The 12778-nt window shown below is 71.1% G+C and carries 11 protein-coding genes; 8 read left to right on the top strand and 3 right to left on the bottom strand.

Going from position 1 to position 12778, the window contains the following annotated elements:
* Positions 1 to 971, top strand: a 971-nt coding sequence (locus D7Y21_RS35895; RefSeq protein ID WP_233612415.1) for a methyl-accepting chemotaxis protein, incomplete at its 5' end; no start/stop codon positions are given.
* Between the two features lie 166 nt (positions 972 to 1137).
* Positions 1138 to 1497, top strand: coding sequence for a VOC family protein (locus tag D7Y21_RS35890; protein ID WP_121718085.1), 360 nt, complete (start codon positions 1138 to 1140; stop codon positions 1495 to 1497).
* A gap of 6 nt (positions 1498 to 1503) precedes the next feature.
* Here D7Y21_RS35890 and D7Y21_RS42020 read toward each other — a convergent pair whose 3' ends face one another.
* From D7Y21_RS42020 to D7Y21_RS35875, 3 genes are all read right to left on the bottom strand, one after another.
* Positions 1504 to 2400 (bottom strand): hypothetical protein, encoded by an 897-nt coding sequence (locus tag D7Y21_RS42020; protein WP_158627401.1) that lies wholly within the window; start codon positions 2398 to 2400, stop codon positions 1504 to 1506.
* Positions 2378 to 3826 carry a dGTP triphosphohydrolase gene (dgt, locus tag D7Y21_RS35880; RefSeq protein ID WP_120560916.1) on the bottom strand — a complete coding sequence of 483 codons (1449 nt, stop codon included), beginning with the start codon at positions 3824 to 3826 and terminating at the stop codon, positions 2378 to 2380. The genes D7Y21_RS42020 and dgt overlap by 23 nt, the downstream gene beginning before the upstream one ends.
* 75 nt (positions 3827 to 3901) lie before the next feature.
* A complete protein-coding gene (locus D7Y21_RS35875) occupies positions 3902 to 5485 on the bottom strand; it encodes an NAD(P)/FAD-dependent oxidoreductase (RefSeq protein ID WP_120560915.1) in 1584 nt (527 codons plus the stop codon).
* A gap of 212 nt (positions 5486 to 5697) precedes the next feature.
* Between D7Y21_RS35875 and D7Y21_RS35870 the strand changes: the two genes are divergently transcribed.
* The 6 genes from D7Y21_RS35870 to D7Y21_RS35845 form a co-directional block, all read left to right on the top strand.
* Positions 5698 to 6183: a chemotaxis protein CheW gene (locus D7Y21_RS35870; RefSeq protein WP_120560914.1), complete on the top strand. Its 486-nt coding sequence runs from the start codon at positions 5698 to 5700 to the stop codon at positions 6181 to 6183.
* Complete coding sequence (locus D7Y21_RS35865) at positions 6180 to 7883, top strand: protein-glutamate O-methyltransferase CheR (protein ID WP_120560913.1); 1704 nt, start codon at positions 6180 to 6182, stop codon at positions 7881 to 7883. Before D7Y21_RS35870 ends, D7Y21_RS35865 begins: the two co-directional genes overlap by 4 nt.
* A 12-nt stretch (positions 7884 to 7895) precedes the next feature.
* Positions 7896 to 8510 (top strand): chemotaxis protein CheW, encoded by a 615-nt coding sequence (locus D7Y21_RS35860; protein WP_120560912.1) that lies wholly within the window; start codon positions 7896 to 7898, stop codon positions 8508 to 8510.
* Complete coding sequence (locus tag D7Y21_RS35855) at positions 8507 to 10150, top strand: methyl-accepting chemotaxis protein (protein WP_120560911.1); 1644 nt, start codon at positions 8507 to 8509, stop codon at positions 10148 to 10150. The genes D7Y21_RS35860 and D7Y21_RS35855 overlap by 4 nt, the downstream gene beginning before the upstream one ends.
* A 3-nt stretch (positions 10151 to 10153) precedes the next feature.
* Positions 10154 to 12304, top strand: coding sequence for a response regulator (locus tag D7Y21_RS35850; protein ID WP_121718084.1), 2151 nt, complete (start codon positions 10154 to 10156; stop codon positions 12302 to 12304).
* Positions 12301 to 12778: response regulator (locus D7Y21_RS35845; RefSeq protein ID WP_121718083.1), on the top strand; the 478-nt coding region annotated here is incomplete at its 3' end. The genes D7Y21_RS35850 and D7Y21_RS35845, both read left to right, overlap by 4 nt.

Here is a 12778-nt window from a genome sequence, read left to right as displayed (position 1 = left end):
CGAGGGCGGTGGGGGCGTCGCTGGACGCGCTGGTGGAGGGCCGCGCGGCGCCGCCGCAGTGGGTGTCCACGGATGAGCTGGGCGATTTGTCCGCGCGTACGTGGCTGCTCTATGAGCAGTTGCAGGAGCTGCCCCGGGCGCTGAGCTCGTCGGCGGGGCACCTGGCGAAGGCGGGCACGCGGCTGACGGAGGCGAGCGACCAGCAGAACCGCACGCTGTCGCGGCAGGCGTCGGCCATCCACCAGGCGCGCACGACGGCGCAGGAGATCCAGCAGATGTCGAAGCTGGCGGCGAGCCGCGCGGGGAGCGTCCTGCAGGTGGCGGAGCGCGCCGCGGCGATGGGCAAGCTGGGCGAGGAGTCGCTGGCGGGCACGGAGCAGGGGCTCGACGACATCCGGGGCCTGACGCACGGGTTGAATCAGCAGGTGGTGGACCTGGGCACGCGCGCTCGCGAGGTGGGCCGGGTGTCGGAGGTGGTGAAGTCGCTGGCGGACCAGTCGCACATGCTGGCCATCAACGCGGCCATCGAGGCGAGCCGCGCGGGCGAGCAGGGCCGGGGCTTCGCGGTGGTGGCGCGGCAGATGCGCGAGCTGGCGGACCAGTCCATCAAGGCGACGGGCCAGGTGCGCGGGCTGCTGGAGGGCATGGAGACCGCGACGGGCGAGGCGGTGGTCACCGCGGACAAGAGTTCGGCGGGCGTGGAGGCGGCGCTGGTGCCGCTGCGCAAGAGCGGCGAGCGGCTGCGGGAACTCATCAAGCTGACGCACGAGTCCGCGTCGGCGGTGCGGCAGATTGCCGAGGCCGTGGCGCAACAGCATGCGGGCGTGGATCAGCTGTTCAGCGCGGTGAGCGAGATGGACGAGCTGATGGCCGCGACGCTGCGGCAGTTGGGCACCACGCAGGAGGCGGCGACCGCGGTGGCGCAGGCGACGGGGCAGGTGTCGGAGCTGGCGGAGCGGTACGTGTCGTAGTCTGGCATTCCGTCTGCCATTGCATTAGCTTCCCCACCGGTCGAAAAACGGCGGACCGGTTCGGTGAGCCCCGGTCACTTCCATGGTGGAAGCACTTGTCCGTCTCCTTCGGGATTCAGGACCCCCGGCCCTTCGAAGGCATTCGTGTGCCTTCGCGAGGCCCACCATGAAGCTGAATCACCTTGATCTGCAGGTCCCCGACGTCCAGGCCACCGCCCGCTTCTTCACGCGCTACTGCGGCTTCACGCCGCACGCGAAGAACCATGACTCGCCCGCCATCGCCATGCTCGGCGGGGCGGATGGCTTCGTGCTCATCCTCCAGCGCCGCAAGCGCGACTCCGACGTCTTCCCCGAGGACTTCCACGTCGGCTTCCTCCAGGACTCCGAAGCCCCCGTGCTCGCCTTCCATGAGCGCGTGAAGGCAGATGGCCTGGAGGTGTCCGACGTCATCCGCAACAACCGGGGCACCCTCGTCTACTGCCGCGCCCCGGGCGGCATCCTCGTGGAGGTGAGCTGCCGCCCCTGAAAAGGGTCAGCCGGTGCTCTGCAAGGTGGGCTCTTCCCGGGACGTGGACCTCCACTCCCGGGAGTGCCAGTCGAGTTGCTGGGGACGCGGCAGCTTCCATTCGAGCTGACGCATCCGGGGAAGCTCGACGGGCCTCGGCCGCGTGGCCGTCACCTTCCCACTCACGATCCGGATCAGGCGCATCAACTGGTCCCGGTCGAGACGGATGCGCCCGTAATGGGAGAGCTGAATGGCCTCCAGCTCCGCCGCATCGATGCGGGAGCCATGATGGGCAACGTAGCGCGCGAGCCGGGGTCCCAGTGCGTAGCGGAGCTTCCTCGCCGTGAGCAGGGACCGGACCACACAGAGGCCCTCGTAGGGGTTCTCCTCCAGGTTGATTTCGAGCACCTGCTCGCGCACCGCACGGAAGAAAGCGTCTCCGTACACCTGACGAGCACGCCCCTTCCGGGTGTCCAGCTCCGCTGTGACGGCCTCCACATTGAGGAAGGTCGTCCTCGGCAGGTGCGCGAAGTCCCCTCCGGGAACGAGCCTCTGCTGGAAGGCCCACGTGGACTCCAGGGTCCAGATGTCCACCGGGAGTTTCTGGACCTGGAGGCGCAGCCCCCCGAATCGGTTGACCCGGACCAACTCCCGAGCGAACGCCTCCCGGAGCGTATCCCCCGTCGCCCCCGCCACGACCAGGTCCACGTCCCGGGGCGCCGCCGTCGCCGACACGGCCAGCAGGTCCCGCAGCGTGCCGCCGAAGACGAAGACCTGCCAGTCATGCTTCCGGAAGACGTCCAGGAGCGTCCGCATCGCGCCGTGCCACGGATGCGGCACACGGGTGACGAAGTCGCTCAGACGCTTGCGCAGGACCCGCCGCGGGTCGTGGAGGATGGCGCTATCCGTGGGTGAGCTGCGCATGGAGGCTGCAAGCGAAGGTGTCTGTCATTCCACAGACGTAGTCGGTCACCAACTGGATGCGATGGTACAGCGGAGGAAGGCTCGAGTTCTCGCAGGCGGACTCGAACGCGGTCCGGTAGTTCCTCGACAGCAGGTTGTAGACCTTGCCTTCAGGGCTCTTGTTGAACTTCTTCCAGTCCTTGCCCGCGGTGTCCATGGGGACCGGACATCCATGGGCCCCCTCCCAGAAGATGTCCATCAACCCATGGATGACCCGGCGGCCCAGGGTCTCCAGCCGGAGCGTCTCCGGGGCGTTGTAGACGCGCTCGCGCCCGAAGCGCTTGCACACCTCGATGAGCCGGGACGCCCCACTGGCACCGATGAGGTCTCCCTGCTCCAGCGCCTCTCCCTGCATGAGCCGCGCGTAATGCCGCTGGAAGGCCGCGAGGATTTCCCGCTTGGCGTGACCAATGACCATCGTCCGGAAGTGCTGCGCGAGGGCCTCGTCCCGCGCCCGCCCCTCCAGCGGCGTGTCCGCATTCTCGATGTAGTCATGGACGCTCTTGAGGACGGTCTTCGCCATGCCGGAGTCGTCGTGCTTCTCCAGGAAGGCTTCGACCTCCGGCCAGCTCACGATGCCCTTCTTGACCCCGTCCTCGATGTCCACGGTCGCGTAGACCATGTCGTCACAGGCCTCGACGAGGTACGCGATGGGGTTGCGCGCGATCCCGGTTCCGGTGAGCGACCGGACCCTGTCCACGAGGCGCTGCTCCGAGGCGAAATAACCGGGCTTCTTCCTGTCGGCGGGACCGGTGTCGGACGTCTCATCCGAGGCCGCCGTGTATTTCATCGCGGCCGACAGCGTGCCCACCGTCAGGTTCAGCCCGTAGGAATCCGCGAGCAGTTGAAGGCGCGACACGATGCGCAGCGTCTGGGCGTTTCCCTCGAACCGCAAGAAATCACTCCGGAGCTGCCCGGCACGAACGGTGGCGGTGTCCGCCTCATGAAGGAGCCCCTGCCCCTCTGCTCCGAAGTGCGTCCGGAACCAACTGCCGATGGCCTCTTCGCCCGCATGGCCGAACGGGGGATTTCCCAGGTCGTGAATGAGACCGCACGTCGCCGCGATGGCTTCGATGTCGAGCACCTGCTGGCTGGAATCGAGGTGGCCCTCGCGCAACATCCAGCGGGCCGCGCCACGCGCGAGTCCCCGGGCCAGCGTCGAGACCTCCATCGAATGCGTCAGGCGCGTCCGGACCGCGTCGTTCGGCTCCAGCGGAAACACCTGGGTCTTGTCCTTGAGGCGCCGGACCGGAGTGGAGAAGACGGTCCGGTCATAGTCCCGATCGAACTCGGACCGGCCATCGTCCTCCAGCGAGGCAGAGGCCCGTCCGCCCTCGGCCTCGCGGATCCGCGTGTCACACAACAAGGTCTTCCAATCCAGCCCCATGATGTCCCCCTTGGTTCGACGATGTCGCCGAACCTAGCGGGGAGGTCTGACAGGGGATGACCCGACGCGTGCCCTTCAGCCGCTCCGCGCCATGCGGAGCGGCGCCTGTTCTCCGGCGTCCTCCATCGGCGGCACGTACGGCCAGCCCTTCAGCGGCCCCTTGCCCGCCTCGCGCGTGAGGTAGTCCGCCGCGATGTTCGCGCTCTCCATGATGGTCAACAGCCCGCTGCCCGGGTGCGTCCCTCCGCCCACGAAGTACAGCCCCTCCACCTGCGCGTTCTTCACGCGGGGCCGCAGCGGACCCAATTGCATCCAGGTGTGAGACAGGTTGAACACCGCTCCCCGGAACACGTTGAAGTCGTCCCTCCACGTCTCCGCCGTGAAGTAGCGCTCCGCCTTCACGTGCTCTCGCAATCCCTTGATGCCCACCTTCTCCAGCATCTTCGGGATGCGCTCGCGCAGCGTCGCTTCCGTCTTCGCCCAGTCCACCGGGCGCGCCGTGTTGGGCGTGGGCACCAGCACGTACAGCGTGGAGTGCCCCTTCGGTGCTCCCGTGCCGTCCGTCACTCCCGGGTTGCACACGTAGAAGGGCGGATCCTCCACGTCCACCGTGCGGTCCTCCAGCGCGTCCTTGTCCGTGCGCCTCGCACTCTCCGACAGGTAGATGAGGTGGTGCGGCAGGTCCGCGTACGTCGTGTCCAACCCGTAGTACGCCATGAACGTGCTGCACGAATACTTCGCCCGCTCCAACGCTCCGTCCGACAGCCTCGAGCCCTCCCGCAGCTCCGGCGCCAACAGCTTCTGGGCCGCGTACGCCAGGTCCGCGTTCACCACCACCGCGTCCGCGTCCAACACCTCGCCGCTCGCGAGCTTCACCCCCACCGCGCGCCCGGCCTCCGTGCGCACCCGCTCCACCGCCGTGCCCATCCGGAACGTCACGCCCAGGTCCTGGGCGCACTTCATCATTCCTCGTGACAGCTCCCGGAAACCGCCCTGCACGTGCCACACGCCGAAGCACAGCTCGATGAACGGAATCACGCTGAACACCGAGGAGCACGTCGTCGGGTGCAGCCCCAGGTACTTCGACGGATACGCCAGCGCGTACGTCATCCGGTCGTCGTGGAAGAACGAATCCAGCTGCCGGTAGAGCGTCTGCCACGGCTTGAAGCGCAGCGTGGGCGCGAGCCGCCAGGGCGCGTAGTAGTCCAGGCTGCCCGCGTTCGTGCAGATGAACTTCTCGTACGCGAGCGCGTACTTCCGCCTCCCGTCCTCCATCCACTCCTGGAGCGCACGCCCCTTCCCCGCGCCGAACTTCTCCAGGTCCTGGCCCATCCGCTCCAGGTCCCGCCGCGTGTCCAGGTGCGTGCCGTCCCAGAAGTGCACGCGCGTGTTCGGGTCCACCGGCACCAGCGTGACGTAGTCCTCCAACTGCTTCCCCGCGCGCCAGAAGATCTGCTTCAGGATGCCGGGCAGTTGGAGGATGGACGGGCCCGTGTCCACCGCGTACTCGCCGTCCCGACCCAGCGTGAGGCCCTTCATCCGGCCACCGGGCACCGCGTCCTTCTCCACCACGGTGACCCGGAAGCCCTGCCCCGCGAGGTTGATGGCGGCCGTCAGGCCTCCCGGGCCCGCGCCCACGACGATGACGTGCTGAACCATGTGCCTCACGATGCCCGGCCCCATGCCGCCTGGCGACTGTCCCCTGAGGACGGCCCGCACGAAAAAGCGTTTCCGTCCGGGACTCCGGGCGCTCCGCCGAACGTTGGCTCCAGGCCGGACCCGCTCCCTTCCCCGGGAGCGTTCTCTGGAAGACGGGCCTACATCCTGAATCCCCAGGGTGCCCTGCCTCCTGTAGCCTGCGACGCGCATCCATGAATCCCCCCTCGGAGGCCCGCCCACAGGAAGTCCTGCTGTTCACCCTGGAGCGGCAGCGCTACGGCCTGCCCGTGGAGGATGTGCGCGAGTTGGTGCGCGCCGCGCGCCTCACGCCCCTGCCCCGGGCCCCCGACGTGGTGGCGGGCCTGCTCAACCTGCGCGGCGAGCTGCTGCCCGTGCTGGACCTGCGCCGCCGCTTCCGCCACCCCGCTCGCGCCCTGTCCCCCATGGACCACTTCATCGTCGCCTCCACCGGTGGACGGCTGGTGGCGATGCGCGTGGACCGGGCCGAAGGGCTGCACGTCGTCACCCCCGAGGAGTGGGACCCGTCTCCGCGGGAGCTGCCGGGCGTGGGGTACGTGGCCGGGGCCGCGAAGCTTTCGGACGGGCTCGTGCTCGTGCACGACCTGCGCTCCTTCCTCTCCGAGGCGGAGGCCCTGCAACTCGACACCGCGCTCGGAGTGCTTCCGGAGCCTGCTTGATTGGCGGCGTCCTCCCCCCGGGATTCAAGGAGGTGCTCGCCCTGGTGGAGGAGCGCGCGGGGCTCGCCGCGCCCAGCTGCCTGGCCGCCGCGCTGGAAGGCATCCAGCGCGCCATGGCCCGCGCCAACCAGGACAACGTGGAGGTCTACCTGCGCGCGGTGTCGTTCGACAACGCGCTCCTGGACGACCTGCTCACCGAGCTCACCATCGGGGAGACGTACTTCTTCCGCACCCACGAGCACTTCGACCACCTGCGCCGCGTGGTGCTGCCGGAGCTGCGCGAGCGCCGGGGGCAGGAACACCTGGTGCGCGCGTGGAGCGCGGCGTGCTCCTCCGGCGAGGAGCCCTACTCCATCGCCGCGCTGCTGATGGCCGAGGGCTGGGAGGACCACATGACGGTGCGCGCGACGGACGTGTCGCGCACGGCGCTCCAGCGCGCCCAGCAGGCCCGCTACACGGACTGGTCCCTGCGCGGTCCCTCCGCGGACCGCATGCGTCCCCACCTCAAGCAGGAGGGCCGCTTCTACTGGCTGTCGCAGGACGTGAAGCGCCACGTGCAGCTGGGCTACCTCAACCTGGCGCTGGAGACGTGGCCCTCGGCGGAGAGCGGCCTCTGGCAGCTGGACGTCATCTTCTGCCGCAACGTCCTCATCTACTTCAACCGCGCCACCATCGAGGGCGTGGCGCGCAGACTCCATGCGTCGCTGGACGACGGCGGGTACCTGTTCACGGGGCCGTCGGATCCGCCGCTGGGGGACTACGCGCCGCTCGAGCCCGTCCTCACGGAGTGGGGCGTGCTGTACCGCAAGCCCCTGGCCGGCTCGAACGCCGGGCACTTCGTCCCGCTCCAGCCCCTGGCGCCACTGCGCGCGGATGGCACGCCCTTCACCGCGGGCACGCCGGGTGCGGCCTCTGGCGGACGTCCCGGAGCCGGGGTGTTCCCCGCGGCGGCCCCGGGCGCATCGGCGTCGCCGGGGGCCCGGCCGTCTCCGGCGGGAGGCGCCGTGACGGGACTGCCCGCCGCCGGGTTGTCCTCGACCGCTGGAGCGGATGGAGCGACCGCGGGGGGCTCCCCACCGTGGACGTCCGGGACCGGCACGCCTGCTCCGGGTCCCGGCTCCTACGGCGGCGCTCCCGCTCCGGGGACTCCGGCCGCTCGCACCGGTGATGCGTCCACGTCCGGGACCCGCACCCGCTTCACGCTCAGCGTGGAGGCCCTGGAGGCCGTGCGGGTGGCGCTGGCTCGCGGCGACTGGCGCGAGGCCGCCCGGCGGGCGGGGGCCCAATCGGCCGACCCGGAAGGCGCCCTGGCCGCGGTTCGTGCACTGGCCAACCTGGATCCGCGCGCGGCGCTGTTCGCTTGCGAGGAGGCCGCGGTTCGTCACCCACTGGTCGCCGGTCTGCGGTATCTGGAGGCCCTGCTGCTCCTGGGGCAGGCGCGGCTGTCCGACGCGGAGAGGTCCGCCCGGCAGGCGCTCTACCTGGAGCCGGGGCTCGCGGTGGGCCACCTGCTCCTGGGCCATGTGCTGCGCCGGCAGGACCAGTCCGCCGCCGCCGCCCGGGCCTACCGCGAGGCGGAGGGGCTGTGCCGGAAGCTGTCGCCAGAGGCGCTGGTGCCGCTGGCGGAAGGTGAGCGGGCCGGAGCGCTGGCGGACGTGGCCCGCGCGGAGTCGCGGCGCCTGGAGCGCACTGAAGGCTAAAGAGGCGAGCGGATGCCGAAGCGCGAGGGAAACATCGACTGGGACAAGGCCCGGGCCCGGCTGGAAGCGCTGGAGCGCGCCACCGAGGCGCGCGACTCCTTCACCGACGAGGCGGCCCTCGCCGCGCTCGACGCGCGCGCCCTCTCCCTGGCCCGCCCGGCGGAGGTCCCCGTGCTGCCCGGCAGCCAGCGGGAGATGGTGCGCTTCCGGGCCGCGGGCCAGACGTATGCACTGGAGTCGCGCTTCATCCTGGAGGTCATGCGCGCGCCGGAGCTCACCCTGCTGCCGGGCGCGCCGCCGCTCTTGCGCGGCCTGACGCTCTTGCGCGGAGAAGTGCTGCCCGTGGTGGAGCTGGCCCCGCTGTTCGGCCGGCCCGCGGCGCAGGGCACCGGCCCCGTGCTGGTGGTGGGCACGGCCCGCGCGGAGCTGGGCGTGCGCACGGATGAGGTGATGGAGGTGGCGGTGCTGACGGTCACGGAGCTGTTGCCCGCGCCCCCCTCCCTGGAAGAGGAAGCGGGCGCGCTGGTGTCCGGCGTCAGCCCCGACGGCACGCTCGTCCTGGAGGGAGAGGCCCTCCTCGCCGACGAGCGTCTCGTGTTCGAGCTTTCCGAAGAAGGAGTCGCATGAGCATCGGGAATCGCATCGCGCTGGGCTTCGGGCTGTCCCTGCTGGTCCTGCTGATCATCGCTGGCGTGGCCTTCCAGGGCGCCCAGCAGCTCACCACCACCACCGAGGGCCTGCTGGAGGCCCACAACAACTACAAGCTGCTGCGCGAGGTGCGCGCGCTCGTCGTGGACGCGGAGACCGGCCAGCGCGGCTTCATCCTCACCGGTGAGGAGACCTACCTGCGCCCGTACCAGAACGCCATGGCCGAGCTGCGAGCGGACCTGGACGCCCTGCGCCCGGCGATGGCCCGCTACCCGGATCAGCGCACCCGCTTCGTGAAGCTGGAGCCCCTGGTCCTGAACAAGCTGGACGAGCTGGCCGACACCATCCGCGTCCGCCGTGAGCAGGGCTTCGAGGCGGCCCAGGCCATCGTGAAGACCAACCGCGGCCAGAAGGAAATGGAGACCATCCGGGAGCTCATCTTCGAGATGCGCGACACGGAGGAGGAGCGCTGGAAGCTCTACTCCGACGCCGCCACCCAGGCCGCGCAGCGCAGCGTCTGGGTGCTGGCGCTGGGCACCCTGCTGGGCCTGGCCATCGTGGGCGTGGGCAGCTTCGTCATCACCCGCGGCATCACCGACCCCCTGCGCAAGCTCACCTTCGGCGCGGAGCAACTGGGCAAGGGCGACCTCACCCACCGCATCGACGTGCGCGGCAAGGACGAGATGGCCGACCTGGCCGGCGCCTTCAACGCCATGGCGGAGCGCCGCCAGCAGGCGGAAGTCCAGCTGGCGAAGCAGTCCGAGCAGCGCGAGCACACCCTCAAGACCGTGGCGGAGTTCGTCAACCAGCTGGCCGGCGCGTCCTCCGAAATCCTCGCCAGCACCACCGAACAGGTGGCCGGCGCCCAGGAGCAGGGCACCGCCGTCACGGAGACGGTGAGCACCATCGAGGAGATCACCAAGACGTCGGAGGAGGCCGCCGGGCGCGCCCGCGCCGTGAGCGAGTCCGCCCGTCACTCGGAAGAGGTGGGCCGCTCCGGCCGCCGCGCCGTGGAGGAGGCGGTGTCCTCCATGGGCGCCGTGCGCGAACAGGTGGAGTCCATCGCGTCGCGCATCCTCGCCCTGGCCGAGCAGGCCCAGGCCATTGGCGACATCATCACCACCGTCAACGACATCTCCGAGCAGACGCACATGCTCGCGCTCAACGCGTCCATTGAAGCGAGCCGCGCGGGCGAGCACGGCCGCGGCTTCGCCGTCGTCGCCTCCGAGGTGAAGGCCCTGGCGGATCAGTCCAAGAAGGCCACCGCGCAGGTGCGGCAGATTCTCGGGCAGATCCAGAAGGCCACCCACGGCGCGGTGATGACCACGGAGGAGGGCACCAAGAGCGTGTCCGCCGCCACCCGCGTCGTCACGGAGGCGGGCACCACCATCCAGCAGCTGGCGGACCTGCTCACGCAGGCGTCGCTCACGGCCGCGCAAATCGCCGCGTCCGCCAACCAGCAGGCCACCGGCATCGGGCAGATCCGCCAGGCGATGCACGACGTGAACCAGGCCACGCAGCAGGGGCTCATCTCGTCGCGGCAGACGGAGCGCGCGATGCAGGACATCAACGCCATGGGCCAGAAGCTGAAGGGGCTGCTCGGGGAGTTCGGGCGCTAACCCATGGATCGCGACAGGCTGGCGCAGGCACTGCTGGACTCGTTCCTGGAGGAGCTGGAGGGGCACGTCGTGTCCCTCAACCGGGACCTGCTCGCGCTGGAGCAGGCCCCGGCGCGCGCGAAGGAGCTCGTCCCGGGCATCTTGCGGACGCTGCACAGCGTGAAGGGTGCGTCGCGCGCGGCCAGCGCCAGCATGGTGGAGAACGCCTGCCACCGCATGGAGGAGGTGCTGGAGCCGCTCATCCACGGGCGCGCGCCCTCGCCGGACCTCTTCGAGCTGTGCTTCGCCACGGTGGACGCGCTGGACGACGCGGGCCGCCGCCTGGCCGCGCGCCAGGACCTGTCCGGCTCGCCGCTGGAAGCGCTGCTGCCCCAGTTGGAGCAGGCCGCGCACGGCACGCCCACCCAGACTCCCGTGCCCGCGCCGAAGCCGGCGCCGCCCGCCCCTGCTCCCCATGAGAAGCCCGCGGAGGCCGAGCCGGAGCTCTCCGTCCCCTCGCAGGCCAGCGGGGAGACGCTGCCGGTGCGCGTGTCCGGGCAGAAGCTGGACGCGCTCCTGGGCCGCAGCGGTGAGTTGCGCGTGGCGATGCTGCGCCTGGAGGGCCACGCCGAATCCCTGGAGGCGCTGCGCGACGACGCGATGGGGCTGCGCGAGCGGGTGCGCGGCACGCCGTCCGAGACGACGCTGCGCCGCGTGGAGCTGGAGCTGGCGCGGGTGGCGCGCGTGCTGGCGCAGGACCGCCGCGCGCTGTTCCAGTCCTCCACCGGCCTGGATGATGAGGTGCGCCGCGCGCGCATGCTCCCCTTCGAGGAGGGCTGCACCGGACTGGAGCGCGCCGCGCGCGACGTGGCGCACGGCCTGGGCCGGCGCGTGCGCATGGAGGTGCACGGCGGCGGGCTGGACCTGGACCGCTCGCTCTTGCAGTCCCTGCGCGAACCTCTACTGCATCTGGTGCGCAACGCGGTGGCGCACGGCCTGGAGTCGCCGGAGGAGCGCGTGCGCCACGGCAAGCCGGAGGAGGGCCGCGTGGTGCTGTCCGCGCGGCTTCGCGGCAGCCGGGTGGAGGTGGCGGTGGAGGACGACGGGCGCGGCCTGGACCTGGAGGCCCTGCGCGAGCGCGCGCGGACCCGAGGCATGGAAGCGCCCGAGGACGACGAGGACGCGGCGCGGCTCGTGTTCCTGCCGGGCCTGTCCACCGCGAAGAAGGTGACGGCGGTGTCCGGCCGGGGCGTGGGCCTGGACGTGGTGCGCGCCCAGGTGGAGGCCCTGCGCGGCAGCGTGGAGGTGGCCTTCAAGGCGGGCCAGGGCACCCGCTTCACGCTGGACGTGCCCCTCACCCTGAGCACCCTGCGCGTGCTGCTGGTGTCCGTGGGCGGGCAGGTGCTGGCGCTCGCCAGCGAGGGCGTGGACCGGCTGTTGCGCCTGTCGCCCTCCGACGTGCGCGAGGTGGAGGGCCGCATGTCCTGGGTGACGCCGGAGGCGCTGGTTCCGCTGGCGTCGCTCGCGGGCGTGCTGGATCTGCCCCCGGGGCCGCCGAAGGCGCGGCCGCCCGCGGTGGTGCTGTCCGCGGGCACCGCGCAGGCGGCGCTGGTGGTGGACGAGGTCATCGCGGAGCAGGAGGCGCTGGTGCGCTCGCTGGGCAGCCGCGTGAAGCGGGCCCGGCACGTGGCCGCCGCGGCGGTGCTGCCGGATGGGCGCATGGCGCTGCTGCTCAACCCCGCGTCGCTGGTGCGGGCCGCGGGGGGACGCCCCTCCGCCCAGTTCTTCCCCACGCCCAAGGAGCAGGTGGCGCGCCGGCGCGTGGTGCTGGCGGACGACTCGCCCACGACGCGCATGCTGGAGCAGAGCATCCTGGAGAGCGCCGGCTACGACGTCACCGCGTGCGCGGACGGCGCGGAGGCGTGGGAGCGGCTCCAGGCGGGCGGCGCGGACGCGCTGGTGCTGGACGTGGAGATGCCGCGCATGGACGGCTTCCAGGTGACGGAGGCCGTGCGCACCTCTCCGCGCTTCGGACGCGTGCCGGTGGTGCTCGTCACGTCGCGTGAGAAGCCCGAGGACAAGGCGCGCGGCCTGCAAGCCGGCGCGAGCGCGTACATCGTGAAGAGCGCGTTTGACCCCACGAGTCTGCTGGAGACCCTGAGGCGACTGCTATGAAGACCGAACCGTTGCGCATCCTGGTGGCCGAGGACTCACCCACCGCCCGGCGGCTGCTGGTGGAAATCCTGCGCACCGACCCGGCGCTCACCGTGGTGGGCGAGGCCAGGGACGGCCTGGAGGCGGTGGAGCTGTGCCAGCGGCTGCAGCCGAACCTGGTGACGATGGACATCCAGATGCCGCGCATGGACGGCCTGGACGCCACCCGCCGCATCATGACGGAGGTGCCCACGCCGGTGGTGGTGGTGTCCACGCTGGTGGAGCGCGACATCCAGACGTCCATGGCCGCGCTGAGGGCCGGGGCGTTGGCGGTGCTCCAGAAGCCGGTGGGCCCGGAGTCGCCGGACTTCGAAGCGGACAGCCGCCGCCTGCGCGACACACTCAAGGCCATGTCCCAGGTGAAGGTGGTGCGCCGCTGGCCGGACCGCGCCGCCACGCCGCAGCCCCCGCTGGAGTCGACGCCCACGCCCGGCA

The organism is Corallococcus sp. AB045 (assembly GCF_003668895.1).
Lineage (GTDB): Bacteria > Myxococcota > Myxococcia > Myxococcales > Myxococcaceae > Corallococcus > Corallococcus coralloides.
Note: the sequence above shows the minus strand (reverse complement) of the source record. Positions and strands in the feature narration are given on the sequence as shown.